Raw genomic sequence first — 19,363 nt, forward strand, 5'->3', positions numbered from 1 at the left:
GCCGTTTTTTGTTTACCGCAATCGCTCAACCACCGAGGTACGCTTCACGCACTTTCGGGTCGGTCAACAGCGCTTCACCTGTCCCAGTCATCACCACCCGGCCGTTTTCCAGCACGTAGGCACGGTCGGCAATTTTCAGTGCCTGGTTGGCGTTCTGCTCAACCAGAAACACCGTCACGCCATCCTTGCGCAGTTGTTCGATGATGTCGAAGATCTGCTGGATGATGATCGGTGCCAGGCCCAGCGATGGCTCGTCGAGCAGCAACAGCTTGGGCTTGCTCATCAGCGCACGGCCGATGGCGAGCATTTGCTGTTCGCCGCCTGACATGGTGCCGCCGCGTTGGGCGAAGCGTTCTTTCAGGCGTGGGAAAAGTCCGAGGACCTTGTCCATCTGTTCCTGATAATCGCCCTTGTCGGTGAAGAATCCGCCCATGGCGAGGTTCTCTTCCACGGTCAGACGGGCAAACACCCGACGACCTTCCGGCACTACCGCGATGCTTTTACGCATGATGTGCGACGAGTCCTGGCCGACGAGCTCTTCGCCCATGTAGCGGATGCTGCCGCTGTGGGCTTGCGGCGAACCGCAGAGGGTCATCAGCAGGGTCGACTTGCCGGCACCGTTGGCGCCGATCAGGGTCACGATCTCGCCCTGGCGGACTTCGACGTTGACGCTGTGCAGCGCCTGGATCTTGCCGTAGAAGGTGGAAACGTTTTCGAACTGCAGCATTTACGCTTCCCCCAGATAGGCTTTGATCACTTCAGGATTGTCGCGGATCTGCTCCGGCGTGCCGTTGGCCAGCGGTGTGCCCTGATTGATCACGAAGATGTGGTCGGAGATGCTCATGACCAGTTTCATGTCGTGTTCGATCAGCAGCACGGTCACATCATGCTCTTCGCGCAAGGTGCCGATCAGTGCCTTGAGGTCTTCGGTTTCCCGCGGGTTGAGGCCGGCGGCCGGTTCGTCGAGCATAAGGATCCGCGGACGGGTCATCATGCAGCGAGCGATTTCCAGACGACGTTGCTGACCGTAGGCCAGGGTGCCGGCCGGACGGTTGGCGAACTCCTTGAGGTTGACCTTTTCCAGCCAGTACTCGGCGTATTCCATGGCCTCGCGTTCGCTTCTGCGGAACGCGGGGGTCTTGAACAGGCCGGCCAGGAAATTGGTGTTCAGGTGACGGTGTTGCGCGATCAAGAGGTTCTCGACCGCTGTCATTTCCTTGAACAGGCGCACGTTCTGGAACGTCCGCACCACGCCTTTGAGAGCAATCTTGTGGCCCGGCAGGCCCTGGATCGGCTCGCCGTTCAGCACGATGCTGCCGGCGGTTGGCTGGTAGAAACCGGTCAGGCAGTTGAACACAGTGGTCTTGCCGGCACCGTTGGGGCCGATCATCGATACCACTTGTTTCTCTTTGACGGTCAGGGCCACGCTGTTGACCGCCAACAGGCCGCCGAAGCGCATGCTCAGGTCCGTTACTTTCAGGATCTCGCGGCTCATTTGCGCAGCTCCATGTGAGGGCGTTGCATTGGCAGCAGACCTTGAGGACGCCAGATCATCATCAGCACCATCAAGGCGCCGAACATCAACATGCGGTATTCACTGAACTCACGCATCATTTCCGGTAACAGGATCATCACCGTAGCGGCGAGCACAACGCCCAGTTGCGAGCCCATGCCGCCCAGCACCACGATGGCGAGGATGGTCGCCGATTCGATGAAGGTGAAGGACTCCGGTGTCACCAGGCCTTGGCGCGCGGCGAAGAAGCTACCGGCGAAACCGGCGAACGCAGCACCGAGGGTGAAGGCCGACAGCTTGATGACCGTAGGATTGAGACCCAGCGCACGGCAGGCAATTTCGTCTTCACGCAGCGCTTCCCACGCACGGCCCAGGGGCATGCGCAGCAGACGGTTGATGACGAACAGGGCGAACAGCGACAACAACACCGCGATCAGGTAAAGGAAGATCACCTTGTTTACCGGGTTGTAGGTCAGGCCGAAGTACTCGTGGAAGGTCTGCAGTCCGTCTGCGGCAGTTCTATCGAAGGTCAGTCCGAAAAGCGTTGGCTTGGGAATGTTGCTGATGCCGTTCGGGCCGCCGGTGAGGTCGGTCAGGTTACGGAGGAACAGACGGATGATTTCACCGAAGCCCAGGGTCACGATGGCCAGGTAGTCGCCGCGCAAACGCAGTACCGGGAAACCGAGCAGGAAGCCAAACGTGGCCGCCATCATCCCGGCGATCGGCAGGCAGATCCAGAAGCTCAGGCCATAGTAGTGCGACAGCAGCGCGTAGCTGTAGGCGCCCACGGCGTAGAAGCCGACGTAACCGAGGTCGAGCAGGCCGGCCAGGCCGACCACGATGTTCAGGCCCAGACCGAGCATCACGTAGATCAGCACCAGGGTGGCGATGTCCACCGCCCCGCGGGAGCCGAAGAACGGCCAGACCAGCGAACCGATGATCAACGCGATGATGATCCAGCGCTGGGTGGTCGGCAGGTTCAGGAAGGTACTGGCCTTGGCCGGCATCACCGGCAGGTTGGGCGAGGCTTTCCAGGCCGAGCTGATTTGCTGGTCGAACAGCACCCGCAGGAACATCAGCACCGAGCACACGGCGATGGTGATCAGCGTTGCAGTGCTGGTGCCATGGACTTCGAGGTTGATGCCGACAATGGTCAGTTTCAGACCCAGTACCGGGTAGGCAACAGCCCACACCAGCAAGGCGCTGAACAACGCCTGTTTAAGATTCCTAGTCATACTTTTTCAACCTCCGGACGGCCCAACAGGCCGGTTGGCCGGAACAACAACACCAGAACCAATAGACCGAACGCCACGACGTCCTTGTACTGGTCGCCGAAGATATCGGCACCAAAGGCTTCCGCCACCCCCAGCACCAGCCCGCCGAGCATCGCGCCGGGGATGCTGCCGATACCGCCCAATACGGCGGCGGTGAAGGCCTTGAGGCCGACCAGGAAACCGGCGTTAGGGTTGATCACGCCGTATTGCATGCTCAGCAGCACGGCCGCGATGGCCGCCAGTGCCGCACCGATGACGAAGGTCAGGGCGATGATGTTGTTGGTATTGATACCCAAGAGGTTGGCCATCTTGATGTCTTCGGCACAGGCGCGGCAGGCGCGACCCAGACGAGAACGGGAGATGAACAGCGTCAGGCCGAGCATGGCGACCAGGGTCACCACGAACACCACGATTTGCATGTAGGAAATCAGCACTTCATGTGCGCCACCTGGCCCGATGGCAAAGTTGCCAGGGATCAGGTTGGAGATGGATTTGTCCTTGGAGTCTTGCGCCAGCAGAACCGTGTTCTGCAGGAAGATCGACATGCCGATGGCGGATATCAGCGGGATCAGACGATTGCTGCCGCGCAGGGGGCGGTAGGCGATCCGTTCGATGCTGTAACCGTAGGCACTGGTAACGACGATGGTCGCGATGAAAGCCGCGGTCATCAAGAGCGGGACACTGTCGAGTCCCAGCATGGCCAGCCCGGCGATGGCGATGAACGCCACGTAAGAGCCGATCATGTACACCTCGCCATGGGCGAAGTTGATCATTCCAATGATGCCGTAAACCATCGTATAGCCGATGGCGATCAGGGCATACGTGCTGCCAATGGTCAGACCATTAACCAGCTGTTGGAAAAAGTGATAGATGTCAGGCATTACAGCGCTCCTAAAAACCTGATACGCATTTCACTGGTGGAGTCATTTTCCCGCTCGAGCCCCATGGATCTGCATCCACTTCGGATTCGAGGTTTGCCAGCGAACCGCTGATGACGGTTTTGAGATTTTCAGGTGGGGAGACTGGCGGATCACGCCAGCGCGGCCCAATACGTTCGTAAAATAAAGCCCACGGCACGCCGTGGGCTTTATTGGCAGTCAGTCAGGCCAGGCCTTACTGAGGCGAAACTTCAGTTTTAGGTTTGCCGAAGTGCCACTGGTAAACCACGAATTTGAAGTCTTTCAGGTCGCCCTTGGCGTCGAAGCTCAGGTCGCCGGTCGGGGTTTTGAAAGTGCCTGCGTGGATGGCTTCAGCCACTTTGGCGGTGTCTTCGCTCTTCGCGGCCTTGATGCCTTCGGCGATGACTTGCACAGCCGAGTAGGCCGGGAACACGAACGGACCGCTCGGGTCTTCTTTCTTGGCTTTGAACGCATCAGCCAGGGCGACGTTGGCCGGGTCCTGGTCGAAGGATTTCGGCAGGGTGACCAGCAGGCCTTCGGAAGATTCCTTGGCGATCTGCGAAATGGAGTCGTTACCCACGCCTTCCGGACCCATGAACTTGGCTTTCAGGCCTTTTTCCTGAGCTTGGCGCAGGATCAGACCCAGCTCCGGGTGGTAACCGCCGTAGTAGACGAAGTCGACGTTGGCTTGCTTGAGCTTGGCGATCATCGAGGAGAAGTCTTTGTCGCCGGCGTTGATACCTTCGAACACGGCAACCTTGACGCCTTTGCCTTCGAGGGTTTTCTTCACGGCGCTGGCGATGCCTTCACCGTATTGCTGTTTGTCGTGCAGCACGGCAACGATTTTTGGTTTTACGTGATCGGCGATGTAGTTACCGGCGGCAGGGCCCTGGGCGCTGTCCAGACCGATGGTGCGGAACACCATTTTATAACCACGGGAGGTGATGTCCGGGCTGGTGGCAGCCGGGGTGATCATGATCACGCCTTCATCTTCGTAGATGTCGGACGCCGGTTGAGTGGAGCTGGAGCACAGGTGACCGACCACGAACTTGACGCCGTCGTTGACGACTTTGTTCGCAACAGCAACCGCTTGTTTTGGATCGCAGGCATCGTCGTATTCAACGGCTTCGAGTTTCTTGCCGTCGACGCCGCCCTTGGCGTTGATTTGTTCGATGGCCATTTTGGAGCCACTGAACTGCATGTCGCCGTATTGGGCTACAGGGCCGGTTTTAGGGCCGGCGATACCGATCTTGATGGTGTCAGCGGCGAACGAATGGCTGGCAACCCCGGCCAGAACCATAGCGGCAAACAGTTTTGAAATCTGCTTAGTAGCCTTAGTCATAGTGCTCCACTCTTACTGTTGTAATTTTTATAGTCCTGGTAGCCGTAGCAGCAGAACCGGGTCAGATATCGTTGATATCCTCCGGAAAATGCCCCCGGCAACTGTACCGGTACAGTGTAGAGCGCCAATTGTTAGCCTGGGAAGCTGGCGCCAGGGGGCAAAACCTGAGGGTGTCGCTTTATTGAAAGAAAAAGACAGAATCGCGGCGGGATGTTAGCTGGCTAATACTTGATTCAGCAGCATTCCTTGGCTTTCCTACGTTTTTCAATCGGTAACGCAATTGCATCCGGGTTTTTCTGGCGCAATACCGACGTTATCATTCACGTCGATTTCTTTTTGCGGACAGGACCCATGACTCAAGACGCTAGCACCCTCTATGCCAAACTGCTTGGTGAGACCGCATCTATTACTTGGAAAGAGTTGGAGCCGTTCTTCGCCAAGGGTGCCCTATTGTGGGTCGATCCGGGTCTGGATTTGATCGCTGCGGCAGAAGCGGTGGCAACCGATCAAGGCGAGAAAGTCGCTGCCTGGTTGGCTGCGGACAAGGTCGCCAAGCTGTCTGAAACGCGGGCGCTGGATCTTTTTGAGCGCGATCCCGAGCTGTGGGCTGTGGTGGTTTCGCCGTGGATTCTGATCCAGGAAAGGGCGCAGGCTTGAATGCTTGCACCGATTTGGTGCTCGTTTTATTCGGGTAAAAGTGTGTAGCCGAGTAGCGTGATGGCCTGTTGCCGTAGAGAAAGGCCACAGAAAGGCCGGCATAACGGTGACGTTAACGTAACGGGAACAGTTTATTGAGCAGCCGCTTGGCTGCTTAATTGTTTCTGGATATTTGAAAAAAGATCAGATCAAAAGATCGTCCGAACGCGGCCCGAACCTTCGCTAGCTCCTACGGGCTGCGGTTCGCATGACATCGCAGCGCGCTTTTGTAGGCGCTGCCGAAGGTTCGGGCCGCGTTCGGACGATCTTTTCGGGCTTAGCTCAAGCCGTCTTGCCGGTGTGATTGTTAAGCGAAATAACCTTGGTTTTGCCAATCCGGTGACGGTAAATCTCGCGCAGATACTTGATCGCCTTCTTCACGCAATCCCGAGAGAGGCGGATGTCGTTGATCGAGACAAACTTGTCCTTGTCGTTGATCAGCTCACGGTACTTCTTCTCGTACATCGGTTTGATCGCGTACCAGTTGGTGTCGAGGATCTTCGCCGGGTTTTCGAATTCGTTGAGCAGTTCGTCGATCCGGTCTTCATCGAATTCTTCATTGATGATGAAGTCCAGGATCGAGTTGTCGAGCGTCTCGTCGAAGCGGTACGGGTTTTTCGCAAAGCAGCGCTTGATGAAGGCCACGATCAGGGTCAGAAAGTCGTCCGACAGGCACGGGCTCTTGGCGATGAGGGTGGTCAGCGATAGGTTGGCCGAGGCGCCGATCACCAGCGCATAACGCTTGAGCGTGGTGTTGGGGAAGAGGCTGTTGAGGTGGGTCTTCAACCGGTTCAGGTCCATGTAGGACAGCTTGTAGTCCTTGGGCAAGGACACAATCGATACCACCGACGAGCAATTCTTGAAGAAGTGCAGGTCGTGCAACGCGGCCGCGTCATAGCCCGAATTCTTGTACTGCTCAAGCGAGGCGCGATAGCGCTTGGACTCGATCGGCAACAGGCTGATGCCTTCGATTGCCTGGGTGACCTTGTTGAAGTGCGGCAGGTCGATGGAGCGGAAGAACAGGTCATCGATGTTCAGGCGCTGCGGCTCTTTCTCGAACACCTTGAACTTGTCGCTGCTCGGCGGCGGGGTTTCCGGCACCACGGACTCGGCGTAGGCAATCGCCACCGGGCCGGCCAGGCTCATGAACAGGTCGTTGGCGTCCAGGCGAATGGTTTCGCCGATGTCGATGCCGGCGCGACGGAAATAGTTCTGGTCGTAGTCGGTGGTGACCGCCTGCGCTGTCAGAATGTTGAAGATCTGCTGTGAGATGTACTGGTTGGCGTGCTTTTCCATGGCATTGACATCAATGTTCTGGATGTTGCCGTCATCGCTTTCTTCGGCGTAACGCATGATGTCGTTGGAGATCAGCATCATCGCGTTCCATGGGCGGATACGGCCCATGACGCTGGCTTCGCTGCTGTCTTCATTGGCGAAGTTGTAGGAGAAGTCCCACTCTTCCGACAGGTATTTGCACAGCAGGCGGCCGGCGTTGATGTGCAGCGCCTCGGACATTTCGCTGCGGTGATCGGAAATGTTCGGCAGTACGCAAATGCCGCTGGTGAAGATCGGCTCGAAGACGAAGGAATGACCGCTCTTGCTGTCGTGCTCGTCCATCGGCTTGGTGTCGAACGTCTTGTTCATGTACGAGTGCTGCTGAGCCAAGCCGAATTCCGAGGCCATGCCCGAACCGGTACCGCCGCCGGCACTGAAGATCGAGAAATACAGGCGCGACTGGTTGGCCTTGATCCCGCAGCTGTCGATCAGGTAAGAGTGAATCATCTTCCAGTCAGGGCTGGAAAACCGCTGGGTATCCTTGTTCAGGATGATCTTGGCCAAGTATTGGCCGAGGATCGGCGCGTTACCGGCGCCACCGGCGTGGACTTCCGACAAGTCCATGATTTTCATTTTGCTGTAGTCGCGCAAAAAGCCGCTTTTTTCGCCCTTGCGCGAGAAACGGATGCGACCGGCAATGTCTTTGTCCAGGTCGCCGAGCATCACCAGCGGCTCGACCAGGAACACCGGTTTGCTGGCCTTGTTCGATCCCAGGCGCAGGTTGTTACGAATCCACTGCGCCGGGCTGTAGCCCTTTTCGGCGTAGCGTTTGTCCGGCGACAGACGGTCTTCATTGTTGAATTCGTTGAGGTAGAACTTGCGGGCGTTGTACACCAGCTCCGCCACGTCCAGCGCGATGTTCGAACCGCAGCGGCCCAGGCCGATCAGGCACACCGACGGGAATTCCTGATCGCTGTGTTGTTCGCTGTCGCCTTCCAAATGGGGCGGGCGCGGGAACACCAGGTCGCGCAGGCCGTCGAGGTTATCGAGGATGCGGTCGGTATTGGTTTCGGTGAAGTACAGGTATTGCTGGGTCGCCAGCGGACGCGGTGGGGTCAATGGCTTCGACGATGAGGGGCTGTTCGCCGCGGGGCTCAGGGTCAGGTCGGATACCGTGGGGGCCGGATTATTTTTAGAAGTCATTGTGCGCCATATGCCTGGACTGGTCGGCTCGTCGACAAGGTGTCATCGAGTCATCACGGAATGGGATCTCGCGTCATTCTTGCAGCGCGAATATGGCCCAAGCGTCAGGGCCTTGGCCTGAGCGTCGCTCGGGGGAATCCGTTCCTTGATGATGAATCGGCCAATATTCGATGATCTTTAATCGAAAGAAGGCTAAATGATGGCTGCGGGGGGCGCCGCATTGACTGCCATGGACGGTATCAGCCTTACGAAAAATTACAGACAGCTATGACGGGCCTGACTAGATTGGCGGTTCCGGGCTCGAATGCGTTGGCAATGAAGCCCAATAACAATAAAGAGACGGACCCCATGCAGAACTCGACCCAAGCGGCGAATGCCTGGCGCATTCTGTTCCTGCTGTTCCTGGCCAATCTGTTCAACTTTTTCGACCGCACCATCCCGGCCATTATCATCGAGCCGATCCGCATGGAGTGGCACCTCAGTGACTTTCAACTGGGGATCATCGGGACCGCATTCACCCTCGTTTACGCCATTGCCGGCCTGCCCCTGGGGCGATTGGCCGATACCGGTTCACGCAGCAAGCTGATGGGGTGGGGCCTGGCGGCATGGAGCGGGCTGACCGCGGTCAACGGGCTGGTGGGCAGTTTCTGGAGTTTCCTGATCGTGCGCATGGGGATCGGCATCGGTGAAGCCAGTTACGCACCGGCTGCCAACTCGCTGATTGGCGATTTGTTCCCGGCTCATCGTCGGGCTCGGGCCATGGGCATTTTCATGCTTGGCCTGCCGCTGGGGTTGCTGCTGGCGTTCTTCACCATTGGTGCGATGGTCAAGGCGTTCGACAGCTGGCGTGCACCGTTCTTCATTGCGGCGGTGCCGGGGTTGATTCTGGCGGTCTTCATGTTCTTCATCAAAGAACCGAAACGCGGCGCGGCGGAGAGCGTGCAAGTGTCTCAGGAACGCGTGGACCGGCCGATCCGCCGAGTGTTGGCAGTGCCGACGTTCCTGTGGCTGGTCATGGCAGGGCTGTGCTTCAATTTCGCGACCTATGCCTGCAACTCGTTTCTGGTACCGATGCTGCAGCGTTATTTTTTGCTGCCATTGCAGGATGCGGCGGTGGCGGTCGGGGTAATCGTTGGGGTGACCGGGCTGTTCGGCCTGACGCTCGGCGGCTGGGTTGCCGACAAGATTCACCAGCGTGTGGCCAATGGGCGACTGCTGTTCGCAGCGCTCAGCCTGCTCATTTCGACCCTGTGTACGGCTTGGGCGCTGCACGCCGGCCGAATCGAGATTGGGGTATTTGTCGGGGTGTTCAGTTTGGGCTGGTTGTTCGCCTACAACTTCTATACCTGCGTGTACACGGCGATTCAGGACGTGATCGAACCGCGACTGCGGGCGACGGCGATGGCTTTATTCTTTGCCGGGTTGTATTTGTTGGGCGGTGGTTTGGGGCCGGTGGTGGTGGGAGGTTTGTCGGATCACTTTGCGCACTCGGCCATGCTCTCGGCCGGCGCCGAGCAGATGACCGAAGCGTTCAAGGCTGTTGGCCTGCATGACGCGATGTACCTGATTCCGGTGGCGTTGTTCTTTACGATGGTGTTTCTATTCCTGGCTTCGCGGTGTTTTGTGCGCGATGCCAAGCGGATGAAGGAAGGGTTGGTGGCGGTGGTTGAGCCGCAGATTCCGGCGGTCACTGCATAATGATCGCCAAATGATCGTTCCCACGCAGAGCGTGGGAACGATCGGCAGACAAAAAAAGGCCCGCATCGCTGCGGGCCTTCTTTTTATAGCGGTGGAGGAGGGGTGTTAACCCGCCACCAACACCCGAATCGCTTCCAGGCGCAGCGCAGCCTTGTCGAGCATGGCCAGGCCTTGCTCGCGTTGCTTGCGCAGGGCAACCAGTTCGCTGTCGCGCACGGTCGGGTTGACCGCTTGCAAGGCGGTCAGGCGTGCCAGTTCTTCGTCGGTATCCGCTGCCAGGCGACGTTGCGCCTCGGCGACGCGCTCGGCGTGACGCGGGGTGATCTTCTCTTCGCCGGCGTTGATCCGTGGCGTCAGCTGGTCGCGCTGGGCCTGGATGAACTTGTTGGCGCTGGCGCGGGGCACGCTTTCCAGTTGATCGTTCAGGGTTTCGAACGACACTCGCGTCGACAGGTCATTGCCGTTGGCATCGAGCAGGCAGCGCAGGGCGGCCGGCGGCAGGTAACGGCCCAGTTGCAGCGCGCGCGGAGCAACCACTTCGCTGACGTAGAGCAGTTCCAGCAACACGGTGCCTGGTTTCAGCGCCTTGTTCTTGATCAGCGCCACGGCGGTGTTACCCATCGAGCCGGACAGGACTAGGTCCATGCCGCCCTGAACCATCGGGTGTTCCCAGGTGATGAACTGCATGTCTTCGCGAGACAGCGCCTGGTTACGGTCGTAGGTGATGGTCACGCCTTCGTCGTCGCCCAGCGGGAAGCTGGCGTCGAGCATTTTTTCGCTTGGCTTGAGGATCAGCGCGTTTTCCGAATGGTCTTCGCTGTCGATGCCGAAGGCGTCGAACAGGGTTTCCATGTAGATCGGCAGGGCGAACTGATCGTCTTGTTCGAGGATGTCCTCGACCAGCGCATCACCTTCGCCAGCGCCACCGGAATTGAGTTCCAGCAAGCGGTCGCGACCGGTGTGCAGTTCGGCTTCCAGACGTTCACGTTCGGCGCGGGCTTCGTCGATCAGCGCTTGCCACTCGCCGTCATCGGCGGTTTCCAGCAGCGGCAGCAGGCGCGGGCCGAACTGATGCTGCAAGGCGTTGCCGGTCGGGCAGGTATTGAGGAACGCGTTCAGCGCTTCGTGATACCACTGGTACAGCCGCTCTTGCGGGCTGGTTTCCAGGTACGGCACGTGCAGCTCGATGATGTGCTTCTGACCGATCCGGTCGAGACGACCGATACGCTGCTCCAGCAGGTCCGGGTGCGACGGCAGATCGAACAGCACCAGATGGTGCGAGAACTGGAAGTTGCGACCTTCACTGCCGATTTCCGAGCAGATCAGCACCTGAGCACCAAACTCTTCGTCGGCGAAGTAGGCGGCGGCGCGGTCACGCTCGAGGATGTTCATGCCTTCGTGGAAGACCGTGGCCGGAATGCCGGAACGTACGCGCAAGGCGTCTTCCAGGTCCATGGCGGTTTCGGCGTGGGCGCAGATCACCAGCACTTTGGTGCGCTTGAGCATTTTCAGGGTGTCGATCAGCCACTCGACACGCGGGTCGAATTTCCACCAGCGCTCTTCTTCGTTGGCGTCCGGCTGGGCCTGAAAGCTGACTTCCGGGTACAGCTCGGCATGATCGCCCAACGGCAGTTCGAGGTATTCGGCCGGGCACGGCAGCGGGTACGGGTGCAGTTTGCGCTCCGGGAAACCCTGCACGGCGGCGCGGGTATTACGGAACAGCACGCGGCCGGTGCCGTGACGGTCCAGCAGTTCGCGGACCAGACGGGCGCTGGCTTCGGTATCGCCATCGTTGACGGCGCTCAGCAGGGCTTCGCCTTCGTTGCCGAGGAAACCGTGGATGGTCTTGTGCGCTTCAGGCGACAGGCGCCCCTGGTCCAGCAACTCCTGAACGGCTTCGGCCACCGGACGATAGTTTTCGCTCTCGGCGCGGAAGGCGTGCAGGTCATGGAAACGGTTCGGGTCGAGCAGGCGCAGACGGGCGAAGTGGCTGTCCTGACCCAGTTGTTCCGGGGTCGCGGTCAGCAGCAATACGCCGGGAATGACTTCGGCCAGTTGCTCCACCAGTGAGTACTGAGGGCTGACCTGGTCTTCATGCCACACCAGGTGGTGCGCTTCGTCGACCACCAGCAAATCCCAGCCGGCCGCGAACAGTGCGTCCTGGGCTTTTTCGTCGTCCACCAGCCATTCGAGCGCAACCAATGCAAGCTGGGTGTCTTCGAACGGGTTGGCGGCATCGCTTTCGATAAAGCGTTCTTCATCGAACAGCGCGACTTGCAGGTTGAAGCGGCGGCGCATCTCCACCAGCCACTGGTGCTGCAGGTTTTCCGGCACCAAGATCAATACGCGATTGGCGCGGCCTGAGAGCAGTTGGCGATGGATCACCAGACCGGCTTCGATGGTCTTGCCCAGGCCCACTTCGTCTGCCAGCAGAACGCGTGGCGCGATACGGTCGGCGACTTCACGGGCGATGTGCAATTGGTGCGCGATCGGTTGCGCCCGCACGCCGCCCAGGCCCCAAAGGGAGGACTGCAACTGGCGGCTGGTGTGTTCCAGAGTGTTGTATCGCAGGGAGAACCAGGCGAGCGGGTCGATCTGTCCGGCGAACAAACGGTCGCTGGCCAGACGGAACTGAATGAAGTTCGACAGTTGGGTTTCCGGCAGGGTGACCACTTCGTTCTGCGCGTTGAGGCCGTGGTAGACCAGCAGGCCATCGACATCGTCGACTTCCTGGACGGTCAGTTTCCAGCCTTCGAAGTGAGTGATGCTGTCACCCGGCGAAAACCGTACGCGGGTGAGGGGCGCATTCCGTAGCGCGTACTGGCGAGTCTCGCCAGTGGCCGGATAGAGCACGGTCAACAAGCGGCCGTCCTGTGCCAGAACGGTGCCCAAACCCAGCTCGGCTTCGCTGTCACTGATCCAGCGTTGCCCCGGTTGATACTGCTGCGCCATGCTGCCTGACTCCCACCTTGAAAAAGCGGGCTATCTTAACGGAATGAGCCTTCAGGGCCAAAGGATTACATGCGTGCGCTGAGGGAGGATGCGAACTTTTCGTGGGATGAAGATCAAATCGTCCGAACGCGGCCCGAGCCGGCGCCAGCTCCTACGGCGCCAAAGTGGATCGCAAGTTTGCGACCAATGGCTCAAGTCGCCATCCCCGCAGCCGACAGCCTGCTGACAGGAGACTAATAATATGTTGCCACCGATGCTCCCCTTGAGCGCCGTGCCGATCACTTCACAGAACGATCCAATCCGCCAGCGCCCGGATATTCCCCCCGTGGTGCCGGTGCAGGAAAGCTCCAACGAAAGCACCATCGACCTGCAAAAGCGCGACCCGGAAGAGGCGGGCTTGCAGTTGCGCGAAGAACAGCGTCGCAAACAAGAGCAGGAGCGCCGCCGCCGTGAGGCCGATGAAGACCCTGAAGAACACCTGGCGATTCCCGGTAATGAACTCAATGCCGACAACACCGTACCGGTGGTGCCGTTGATGGAGGATCAGCCGCGTCAGGGGTTGTGGGTCGATATCGAGATCTGAAGTGTCGGACCGCTGGTCAGCGCCCGCGCCAGACCGCATTATTGGCGTAATCCTGCCGAGCGATGGGGCAGCTGAATTCACTTCCAAGCGACGCACTGAACGCCATGAGCCAAGATGACAAACTGATCGACCTCAACGCTGAACGCGCCAAACGTGTTCATGACCTTAATGAAAAGCGCCTGAACGAAGTGCGCCAGGCATTCGAACAGGCGATGCCGTTGGGCAAGGTGAAAAAAAAGCCCAAGAACAAACCGAAAAAACGTTGAGACACCCTGCATCGGTTGATGCAGGTCAGTTATTTCCCTTCCTTTTACGCCCGTCTCGGGCGGCATTGATCCCGGTCAATTTTTTCTCCTGCCCGATTGGTTAACTTAGCCCCATCGCAACACGGCAAGTGCAGGAGGCCAATCATGTTTTTCGACAACGTGGTGATCGCCGGAGTGCTGACAGTCGGCCTCATGGTTCTGTTTTTTGCAGGGTTTGGATTTTTTATCTGGAAGGATTCGCACAAGCGGAAATAACCGTAGGGTCTTTCTGGAGCAATGAGCACGCAAGGCATTTTGGGCGACTTCGGTCGCCCTTTTTTTGTCTGCGACTTTCTATTGGGTGCTCGCGCTCCCACATCGGTTGTGTGGCGAAATTGCAGCAATAAAAAAGGCGCGAACCTCACGGAACGCGCCTTTTTCAATAGCGGTGTATCAGCTACCCAGTGCCTTCGACGCCAGCCAGAACAGGCCGGCCGACAGGGCCACGGTAGCTGGCAGGGTCAGGACCCAAGCCAGCAGGATGGTTCTGACGGTGCCACCTTGCAGGCCGCTCTTGTTCGCGACCATAGTACCGGCCACGCCTGAAGACAGGACGTGAGTGGTGGAAACCGGCAGGCTGAAAATGTTGGCCATGCCGATCATGCACGCGGTGGTGATCTGCGCCGACATGCCTTGGGCATAGGTCATGCCTTGCTTGCCGATTTTCTCGCCGATGGTCAATACCACGCGTTTCCAGCCAACCATGGTACCCAGGCCGAGGGCCAGTGCGACCGCCAGAATCACCCAGAACGGGGCGTATTCGGTGGTGGTGGTCAGGTCTTTGCGCAGCTTGTCCAGGTCAGCTTTTTCACGAGCAGCGAGGCCTGGCAGCTTGGCGACTTTCTTCGCAGTGTCGTCCAGGCAGAGCAGGTAGCGACGTACTTCGATGCGGCTTTCCGACGGCAGCGAATGGTAGTCGGCTACACCTTTAAGGGTGCCAAGCAGCGCTGCAATGGTCGGTTCGGTCTGTTGCGGGTTGCAACGGAATTTCTCCGGCAGATCGCCTTTGACGCTTTTGCCCAGTGCCAGGAACTCACCCAGGGATTCGCGGTTGCGCTCGTAGAACTGGCTCAGATGCAGGGTCGCATCGCGAGTCCGTTCGATCTGGTAGGTGGTGCTGTTCAGGTCGAGGACGAACTGCGCCGGCACAATACCGATCAGCACCAGCATGATCAGGCCGATACCTTTCTGGCCATCGTTCGAGCCGTGCACGAAGCTGACGGCCATTGCCGAAATCACCAGTACCAGACGGTTCCAGAACGGCGGGTGTTTCTTGTCGTCGATCTTGCGGCGCTGTTCCGGTGTCTTGTGCATCTTGGACAGCGGACGCCACCCTTTAAGGCCGATCAACACCAGGGCTGCGATCAGGAAACCGGCCATCGGCGAGAACACCAGGGACGCACCGATGTCGATCGCCTTCTGCCAGTTCACGCCATCGGCCAATGGAATGTCGTTGATCAGGGCGTTGGCCAGGCCTACACCGAGGATCGAACCGATCAGCGTGTGGGAGCTGGAGGCGGGGATACCAAAGTACCAGGTGCCCAGGTTCCAGGTGATGGCGGCGGCGAGCAACGAGAACACCATGGCCAGCCCGTGACCGGTGTTCACATTGATCAGCAGTTCTACCGGCAGCAAATGGACGATGGCATACGCCACGCCCACACCGCCCAGCAGCACGCCGAGAAAGTTGAACACACCGGAAAAGAATACTGCCAGATGAGGCGGCATGGCTTTGGTGTAAATAACAGTGGCCACCGCGTTTGCGGTGTCATGAAAGCCGTTGATGAACTCGAACGCGAGGACAAAGGCCAGGGCGAGCAAGAGGCTCACAAGCACCCAAGCATCCAGTCCGCTGAATAAATCGATCATGAAGGTTTTCTGACCCGGTCGTAAGGGGGCGCGATTATGCCAGAAAAGACTGCTAATCGATGCACTTGCTGCTCATCGGTAACATTCTTCAACGAATTTATTTGTGCCAATCCCCCAGGCCCCGGGTTTTTCCAGGGTTTTACAAGTCGTTGAATTTACTTGGAAAGGCCGCAGCCACAAGGGTTTCTCCCATCGGCGACGAGAGGTTTGAACGCTTGTGTGAAATTTCTTGGAAGAGGGGCAGACAGGAGCCATTTGCCTCATCCAATGGATGAGGAGACCGCTGCCCGCTTGTAGCGGGCACAAAAAGCATCATCCATACAACCCGCTTTTAACAGGTGTAGATGCAGGCTCTTGAAAGGATTCAAGCCGAGGCGGTCATGGCTCTTCGGCTTTGAGTTCCTTTTCCATCTTCTGCAATTCCTGGGTGAAGGCCTGATCCTGAACGGTGGCGCGTTTACGCCAGGGTTTGCGTTCGGGTTCGGGTTGAGCGGCATAGGTGGTGACTTCCCCGCCGTAAACTTCCTTGTAACGTTGTTCCTGGCGCTCAAGTTCCGCGCGCAGTTCGTCTTTCGTCACAGTGCTACCTGATTGAGTTGAGATTAATTCTGGTGAAACGCGCTGCATCGGTTTATTGACCATGCTCATTGAAAGGACAATGCCTGACACGGCATCGTTCCCTCGGAGCAATCAATACGTCCTTGTTGCAGGCGGCCACGGCACCAGAGAAAAACAGCTGACGCAGCATCAGTCTCCTGTTTCAGCGAGCGCGTTGGCAGAGCATATGAAATGAGCCTCAGGCGCTTGCTGCGGACAGCGGCAATGGATATTGCGCTGCCGGTTGGCGGAATCGGCACGTAAAAAACCGGTCGCCATTGAGATGCATTATAGCGGTCGATCCGAAGAACACTATCTCTTGAGAGTTAAAAGTAGTTCCTCATGTGTGATTGTTTTGTTGCTCGCAAAGTTTTATCGGTAACTACGGCGCAGGTGATGCCAGTTACAGCGGTGACTTTCTGGCGCCATTAAGCTGAGCAGATTATTACATCGTCCTCCTTTAAGTCAGTGACAGAAAATAACAACCGTGTTGTGCGGGGGAGTGGAAGCAGTATGGCTCACTATGAGCACCCATTATTGCGATTATCGGCCCATGGTTCGATAATCGCCCAATCTTGGGAGCCGATGGCTTGTGCGTCAGACCGAGAGCCGCTTGTAATAGTCGCTGATCCGTGTAGGAAACAAGCTGATATGAACGATCAAATGCGCAATTCCTTCGCTTCCGTGGCACCGCCGATCGTTGCCTCGCCCGCCAAGCGAATCCAGGCCCTGACCGGTGACCCGGATTTCATGACCTCCCTGGCCCGTGGCTTGGCGGTGGTGCAAGCGTTCCAGGAGCGCAAGCGGCACCTGACCATTGCGCAGATAAGCCATCGCACGGAAATTCCCCGCGCCGCTGTGCGACGTTGCCTACATACCCTGATCAAACTCGGCTACGCCACCACCGACGGACGTACCTATTCGCTGCTGCCCAAAGTACTGACACTGGGCCATGCCTATTTGTCGTCGACGCCATTGGCGGTTTCTGCCCAACCCTACCTGGACCGCATGAGCGAGCAACTGCACGAGGCCTGCAACATGGCCACACTGGAAGGCGATGATATTTTGTACATCGCGCGCTCGGCGACCACCCAGCGGCTGATTTCCGTCGACCTCTCGGTGGGCGGGCGACTACCGGCCTATTGCACGTCCATGGGCAGGATTCTTCTCGCGGCGCTGGACGACACGTCACTGCGTGAGTACCTCGACCATGCAGAGCTGCAAGCCAAAACCAGTCGCACCTTGCATACCCCCGAGGCGTTGCTCGAATGCCTGCAAGAGGTACGGCAACAAGGCTGGTGCATCGTCGATCAGGAACTGGAACAGGGCCTGCGCTCGATTGCCGTTCCGGTGTACGACGCTTCCGGCCAAGTGGTGGCGGCGTTAAACGTCAGCACCCACGCCGGCCGGGTCAGTCGCAGTGAGCTGGAACAGCGTTTCCTGCCCGGCCTGCTAAGCGCCAGTCGTGATCTGAGCGCGCAACTCTTTGCCTAAGCTGTTCGATAAACGCACAGAGTCGCGTTTGTCGAATTGACGCTCTTTCCCTTGGCTCATTAATGTCGCGGCAGCGTCATCCGGCACTAGTTGGCCTTCAGCCGCCGGATCACGCCCCAATAACAATGAGAAGAGGCATTGTCATGCGCACGTTTCCCGACTGTCGCTGTTCCCACCGGTTTAGCTGCCGAAACCGAATCGCCTGATCCCGACCTCCTTTTCTAGTGACAGCGTCAGCTTCGGCTGGCACCTGTTCGACTGCGTTCTTTGCGTGGAATAAAAATAATGAACCAGCCTCAGTCTGCCGTAGGAAACTGCCTTGACGTGCAGTCCTTCATCAACGCTCAACCCATTTCGCGCTACCAATGGCGGGTGGTGATTCTATGTTTCCTGATTGTTTTCCTCGATGGCCTCGACACTGCGGCCATGGGTTTTATCGCGCCGGCACTGTCCCAGGACTGGGGTATCGATCGCGCCAGTCTCGGCCCGGTGATGAGTGCGGCGTTGATCGGCATGGTCTTCGGTGCACTGGGTTCTGGCCCATTGGCTGACCGCTTCGGGCGAAAAGTCGTGCTGGTGGGCGCAGTGTTGTTGTTCGGCGCTTTCAGCCTGGCGTCGGCCTATAGCACCAACGTCGATCAACTGCTGGTGCTGCGTTTCCTCACCGGTCTGGGCCTGGGCGCCGGCATGCCGAACGCCACCACGCTGCTGTCCGAATACACCCCGGAACGCAAGAAATCCCTGCTGGTGACCAGCATGTTCTGCGGCTTCAACCTTGGCATGGCCGGTGGCGGGTTCATCTCGGCCAAACTGATCCCGGCCTTCGGCTGGCACAGCCTATTGATGATCGGCGGGATTCTGCCGTTGATCCTCGCCGTCGTCTTGCTGTTCTGGTTGCCCGAGTCGGCGCGCTATCTGGTGGTGTGCAATCGCGGCACGGACAAAGTGCGCAAGGCCCTGGCGCCGATCGACCCGAGGGTGGTGGCCCAGGCTTCGAGCTTCAGTGTGCCGGAACAGAAAACCGTGAAGGCGCGCAATGTGTTTGCGGTGATCTTCTCCGGCACTTACAGCACCGGCACGTTGTTGCTATGGCTGACGTACTTCATGGGCCTGGTGATCGTTTACCTGTTGACCAGTTGGTTGCCGACGCTGATGCGCGACAGCGGCGCGAGCATGGAGCAGGCGGCGTTCATTGGTGCGCTGTTCCAGTTCGGTGGGGTGTTGAGCGCAGTAGGCGTGGGTTGGGCGATGGACCGGTTCAATCCGCATAAGGTCATCGGCATTTTCTACTTATTCGCCGGGGTGTTTTCCTACTCGGTAGGGCAGAGCCTGGGCAACATCACCTTGCTGGCGACCCTGGTGCTGGTGGCCGGGATGTGCGTCAACGGTGCGCAATCGGCGATGCCGTCGCTGGCGGCGCGGTTTTACCCGACTCAAGGGCGGGCGACCGGTGTGTCGTGGATGCTCGGGATTGGCCGCTTCGGCGCGATCCTGGGTGCATGGATGGGGGCGACGCTGCTGGGCCTGGGCTGGAATTTCGAACAGGTGCTGACGGCGTTGGTAATCCCGGCCGCGTTGGCGACCACGGCGGTGGTGATCAAGGGCATGGTCAGCCATGCGGATGCGACCTGAGGGGAGATGTGATCGTTCCCACGCTCCGCGT

16 protein-coding genes are annotated in these 19,363 nt (G+C 58.6%); 7 read left to right on the forward strand and 9 right to left on the reverse strand.

The annotated features are described in order from the left end of the window. Positions 1-25: 25 nt before the first annotated feature. From LOY56_RS05690 to LOY56_RS05710, 5 genes are all read right to left on the reverse strand, one after another. A complete protein-coding gene (locus tag LOY56_RS05690) occupies positions 26-727 on the reverse strand; it encodes an ABC transporter ATP-binding protein (protein ID WP_007906649.1) in 702 nt (233 codons plus the stop codon). After that, positions 728-1,495 carry a high-affinity branched-chain amino acid ABC transporter ATP-binding protein LivG gene (gene livG / locus LOY56_RS05695; RefSeq protein ID WP_258620438.1) on the reverse strand — a complete coding sequence of 256 codons (768 nt, stop codon included), beginning with the start codon at positions 1,493-1,495 and terminating at the stop codon, positions 728-730. Further along, the gene (locus tag LOY56_RS05700; RefSeq protein ID WP_258620439.1) at positions 1,492-2,748 is read right to left on the reverse strand and encodes a high-affinity branched-chain amino acid ABC transporter permease LivM; all 1,257 of its coding nucleotides are present in this window, start codon (positions 2,746-2,748) and stop codon (positions 1,492-1,494) included. Before LOY56_RS05700 ends, livG begins: the two co-directional genes overlap by 4 nt. After that, positions 2,745-3,668, reverse strand: a complete 924-nt coding sequence (gene livH, locus LOY56_RS05705; protein ID WP_217856670.1) for a high-affinity branched-chain amino acid ABC transporter permease LivH — start codon at positions 3,666-3,668, stop codon at positions 2,745-2,747. The genes LOY56_RS05700 and livH overlap by 4 nt, the downstream gene beginning before the upstream one ends. Positions 3,669-3,900: 232 nt before the next feature. Continuing rightward, on the reverse strand, positions 3,901-5,028 hold the full coding sequence (locus tag LOY56_RS05710; protein WP_258620440.1) for a branched-chain amino acid ABC transporter substrate-binding protein: 1,128 nt from the start codon (positions 5,026-5,028) through the stop codon (positions 3,901-3,903). A 351-nt stretch (positions 5,029-5,379) separates the two neighbouring features. On the opposite strand from LOY56_RS05710, the gene LOY56_RS05715 reads away from it, so the two are divergent. After that, positions 5,380-5,685: a DUF2288 domain-containing protein gene (locus tag LOY56_RS05715; protein WP_309474882.1), complete on the forward strand. Its 306-nt coding sequence runs from the start codon at positions 5,380-5,382 to the stop codon at positions 5,683-5,685. A gap of 321 nt (positions 5,686-6,006) precedes the next feature. On the opposite strand, the gene LOY56_RS05720 is transcribed toward LOY56_RS05715, so the two are convergent. After that, positions 6,007-8,202: a hypothetical protein gene (locus LOY56_RS05720; RefSeq protein WP_258620442.1), complete on the reverse strand. Its 2,196-nt coding sequence runs from the start codon at positions 8,200-8,202 to the stop codon at positions 6,007-6,009. Between the two features lie 348 nt (positions 8,203-8,550). On the opposite strand from LOY56_RS05720, the gene LOY56_RS05725 reads away from it, so the two are divergent. Continuing rightward, positions 8,551-9,900, forward strand: a complete 1,350-nt coding sequence (locus LOY56_RS05725) for an MFS transporter (RefSeq protein ID WP_258620443.1) — start codon at positions 8,551-8,553, stop codon at positions 9,898-9,900. A 105-nt stretch (positions 9,901-10,005) separates the two neighbouring features. Here the strand turns inward: LOY56_RS05725 and rapA are convergent, their stop codons facing one another. Then, complete coding sequence (gene rapA, locus LOY56_RS05730) at positions 10,006-12,852, reverse strand: RNA polymerase-associated protein RapA (RefSeq protein ID WP_258620444.1); 2,847 nt, start codon at positions 12,850-12,852, stop codon at positions 10,006-10,008. Positions 12,853-13,093: 241 nt separating this feature from the next. Here rapA and LOY56_RS05735 point away from each other — a divergent pair, with 241 nt between their 5' ends. From LOY56_RS05735 to ccoM, 3 genes are all read left to right on the forward strand, one after another. Continuing rightward, on the forward strand, positions 13,094-13,435 hold the full coding sequence (locus LOY56_RS05735; RefSeq protein WP_258620445.1) for an aspartate-semialdehyde dehydrogenase: 342 nt from the start codon (positions 13,094-13,096) through the stop codon (positions 13,433-13,435). Positions 13,436-13,539: 104 nt separating this feature from the next. Beyond that, on the forward strand, positions 13,540-13,701 hold the full coding sequence (locus LOY56_RS05740) for a hypothetical protein (protein ID WP_258620446.1): 162 nt from the start codon (positions 13,540-13,542) through the stop codon (positions 13,699-13,701). A 144-nt stretch (positions 13,702-13,845) separates the two neighbouring features. Next, positions 13,846-13,956, forward strand: coding sequence for a cytochrome c oxidase subunit CcoM (gene ccoM / locus LOY56_RS26845; protein ID WP_277397045.1), 111 nt, complete (start codon positions 13,846-13,848; stop codon positions 13,954-13,956). A 177-nt stretch (positions 13,957-14,133) separates the two neighbouring features. Here ccoM and LOY56_RS05745 read toward each other — a convergent pair whose 3' ends face one another. Both LOY56_RS05745 and LOY56_RS05750 read right to left on the reverse strand, forming a co-directional pair. Then, positions 14,134-15,609, reverse strand: a complete 1,476-nt coding sequence (locus tag LOY56_RS05745) for an inorganic phosphate transporter (RefSeq protein WP_258620447.1) — start codon at positions 15,607-15,609, stop codon at positions 14,134-14,136. Positions 15,610-15,987: 378 nt separating this feature from the next. Further along, the gene (locus LOY56_RS05750; RefSeq protein ID WP_007935837.1) at positions 15,988-16,188 is read right to left on the reverse strand and encodes a hypothetical protein; all 201 of its coding nucleotides are present in this window, start codon (positions 16,186-16,188) and stop codon (positions 15,988-15,990) included. A gap of 669 nt (positions 16,189-16,857) precedes the next feature. Here LOY56_RS05750 and pcaR point away from each other — a divergent pair. Beyond that, on the forward strand, positions 16,858-17,700 hold the full coding sequence (gene pcaR, locus LOY56_RS05755; protein ID WP_007903845.1) for a pca regulon transcriptional regulator PcaR: 843 nt from the start codon (positions 16,858-16,860) through the stop codon (positions 17,698-17,700). A gap of 285 nt (positions 17,701-17,985) precedes the next feature. Then, the gene (locus LOY56_RS05760) at positions 17,986-19,332 is read left to right on the forward strand and encodes an MFS transporter (RefSeq protein WP_258620448.1); all 1,347 of its coding nucleotides are present in this window, start codon (positions 17,986-17,988) and stop codon (positions 19,330-19,332) included. Positions 19,333-19,363 lie beyond the last annotated feature (31 nt).

The organism is Pseudomonas sp. B21-048 (genome assembly GCF_024748615.1).
In the GTDB taxonomy this organism is placed as follows: domain Bacteria; phylum Pseudomonadota; class Gammaproteobacteria; order Pseudomonadales; family Pseudomonadaceae; genus Aquipseudomonas.

Bases quoted from the DNA above. Each gene is read 5' to 3' on its own strand.
- LOY56_RS05690 (WP_007906649.1), bottom strand. From the start codon at position 727: ATGCTGCAGTTCGAAAACGTTTCCACCTTCTACGGCAAGATCCAGGCG.
- ccoM (WP_277397045.1), top strand. From the start codon at position 13,846: ATGTTTTTCGACAACGTGGTGATCGCCGGAGTGCTGACAGTCGGCCTC.
- LOY56_RS05740 (WP_258620446.1), top strand. From the start codon at position 13,540: ATGAGCCAAGATGACAAACTGATCGACCTCAACGCTGAACGCGCCAAA.
- LOY56_RS05720 (WP_258620442.1), bottom strand. From the start codon at position 8,202: ATGACTTCTAAAAATAATCCGGCCCCCACGGTATCCGACCTGACCCTG.
- rapA (WP_258620444.1), bottom strand. From the start codon at position 12,852: ATGGCGCAGCAGTATCAACCGGGGCAACGCTGGATCAGTGACAGCGAA.
- livH (WP_217856670.1), bottom strand. From the start codon at position 3,668: ATGCCTGACATCTATCACTTTTTCCAACAGCTGGTTAATGGTCTGACC.
- pcaR (WP_007903845.1), top strand. From the start codon at position 16,858: ATGAACGATCAAATGCGCAATTCCTTCGCTTCCGTGGCACCGCCGATC.
- LOY56_RS05745 (WP_258620447.1), bottom strand. From the start codon at position 15,609: ATGATCGATTTATTCAGCGGACTGGATGCTTGGGTGCTTGTGAGCCTC.
- LOY56_RS05725 (WP_258620443.1), top strand. From the start codon at position 8,551: ATGCAGAACTCGACCCAAGCGGCGAATGCCTGGCGCATTCTGTTCCTG.
- LOY56_RS05735 (WP_258620445.1), top strand. From the start codon at position 13,094: ATGTTGCCACCGATGCTCCCCTTGAGCGCCGTGCCGATCACTTCACAG.
- LOY56_RS05715 (WP_309474882.1), top strand. From the start codon at position 5,380: ATGACTCAAGACGCTAGCACCCTCTATGCCAAACTGCTTGGTGAGACC.
- LOY56_RS05760 (WP_258620448.1), top strand. From the start codon at position 17,986: ATGAACCAGCCTCAGTCTGCCGTAGGAAACTGCCTTGACGTGCAGTCC.
- livG (WP_258620438.1), bottom strand. From the start codon at position 1,495: ATGAGCCGCGAGATCCTGAAAGTAACGGACCTGAGCATGCGCTTCGGC.
- LOY56_RS05710 (WP_258620440.1), bottom strand. From the start codon at position 5,028: ATGACTAAGGCTACTAAGCAGATTTCAAAACTGTTTGCCGCTATGGTT.
- LOY56_RS05700 (WP_258620439.1), bottom strand. From the start codon at position 2,748: ATGACTAGGAATCTTAAACAGGCGTTGTTCAGCGCCTTGCTGGTGTGG.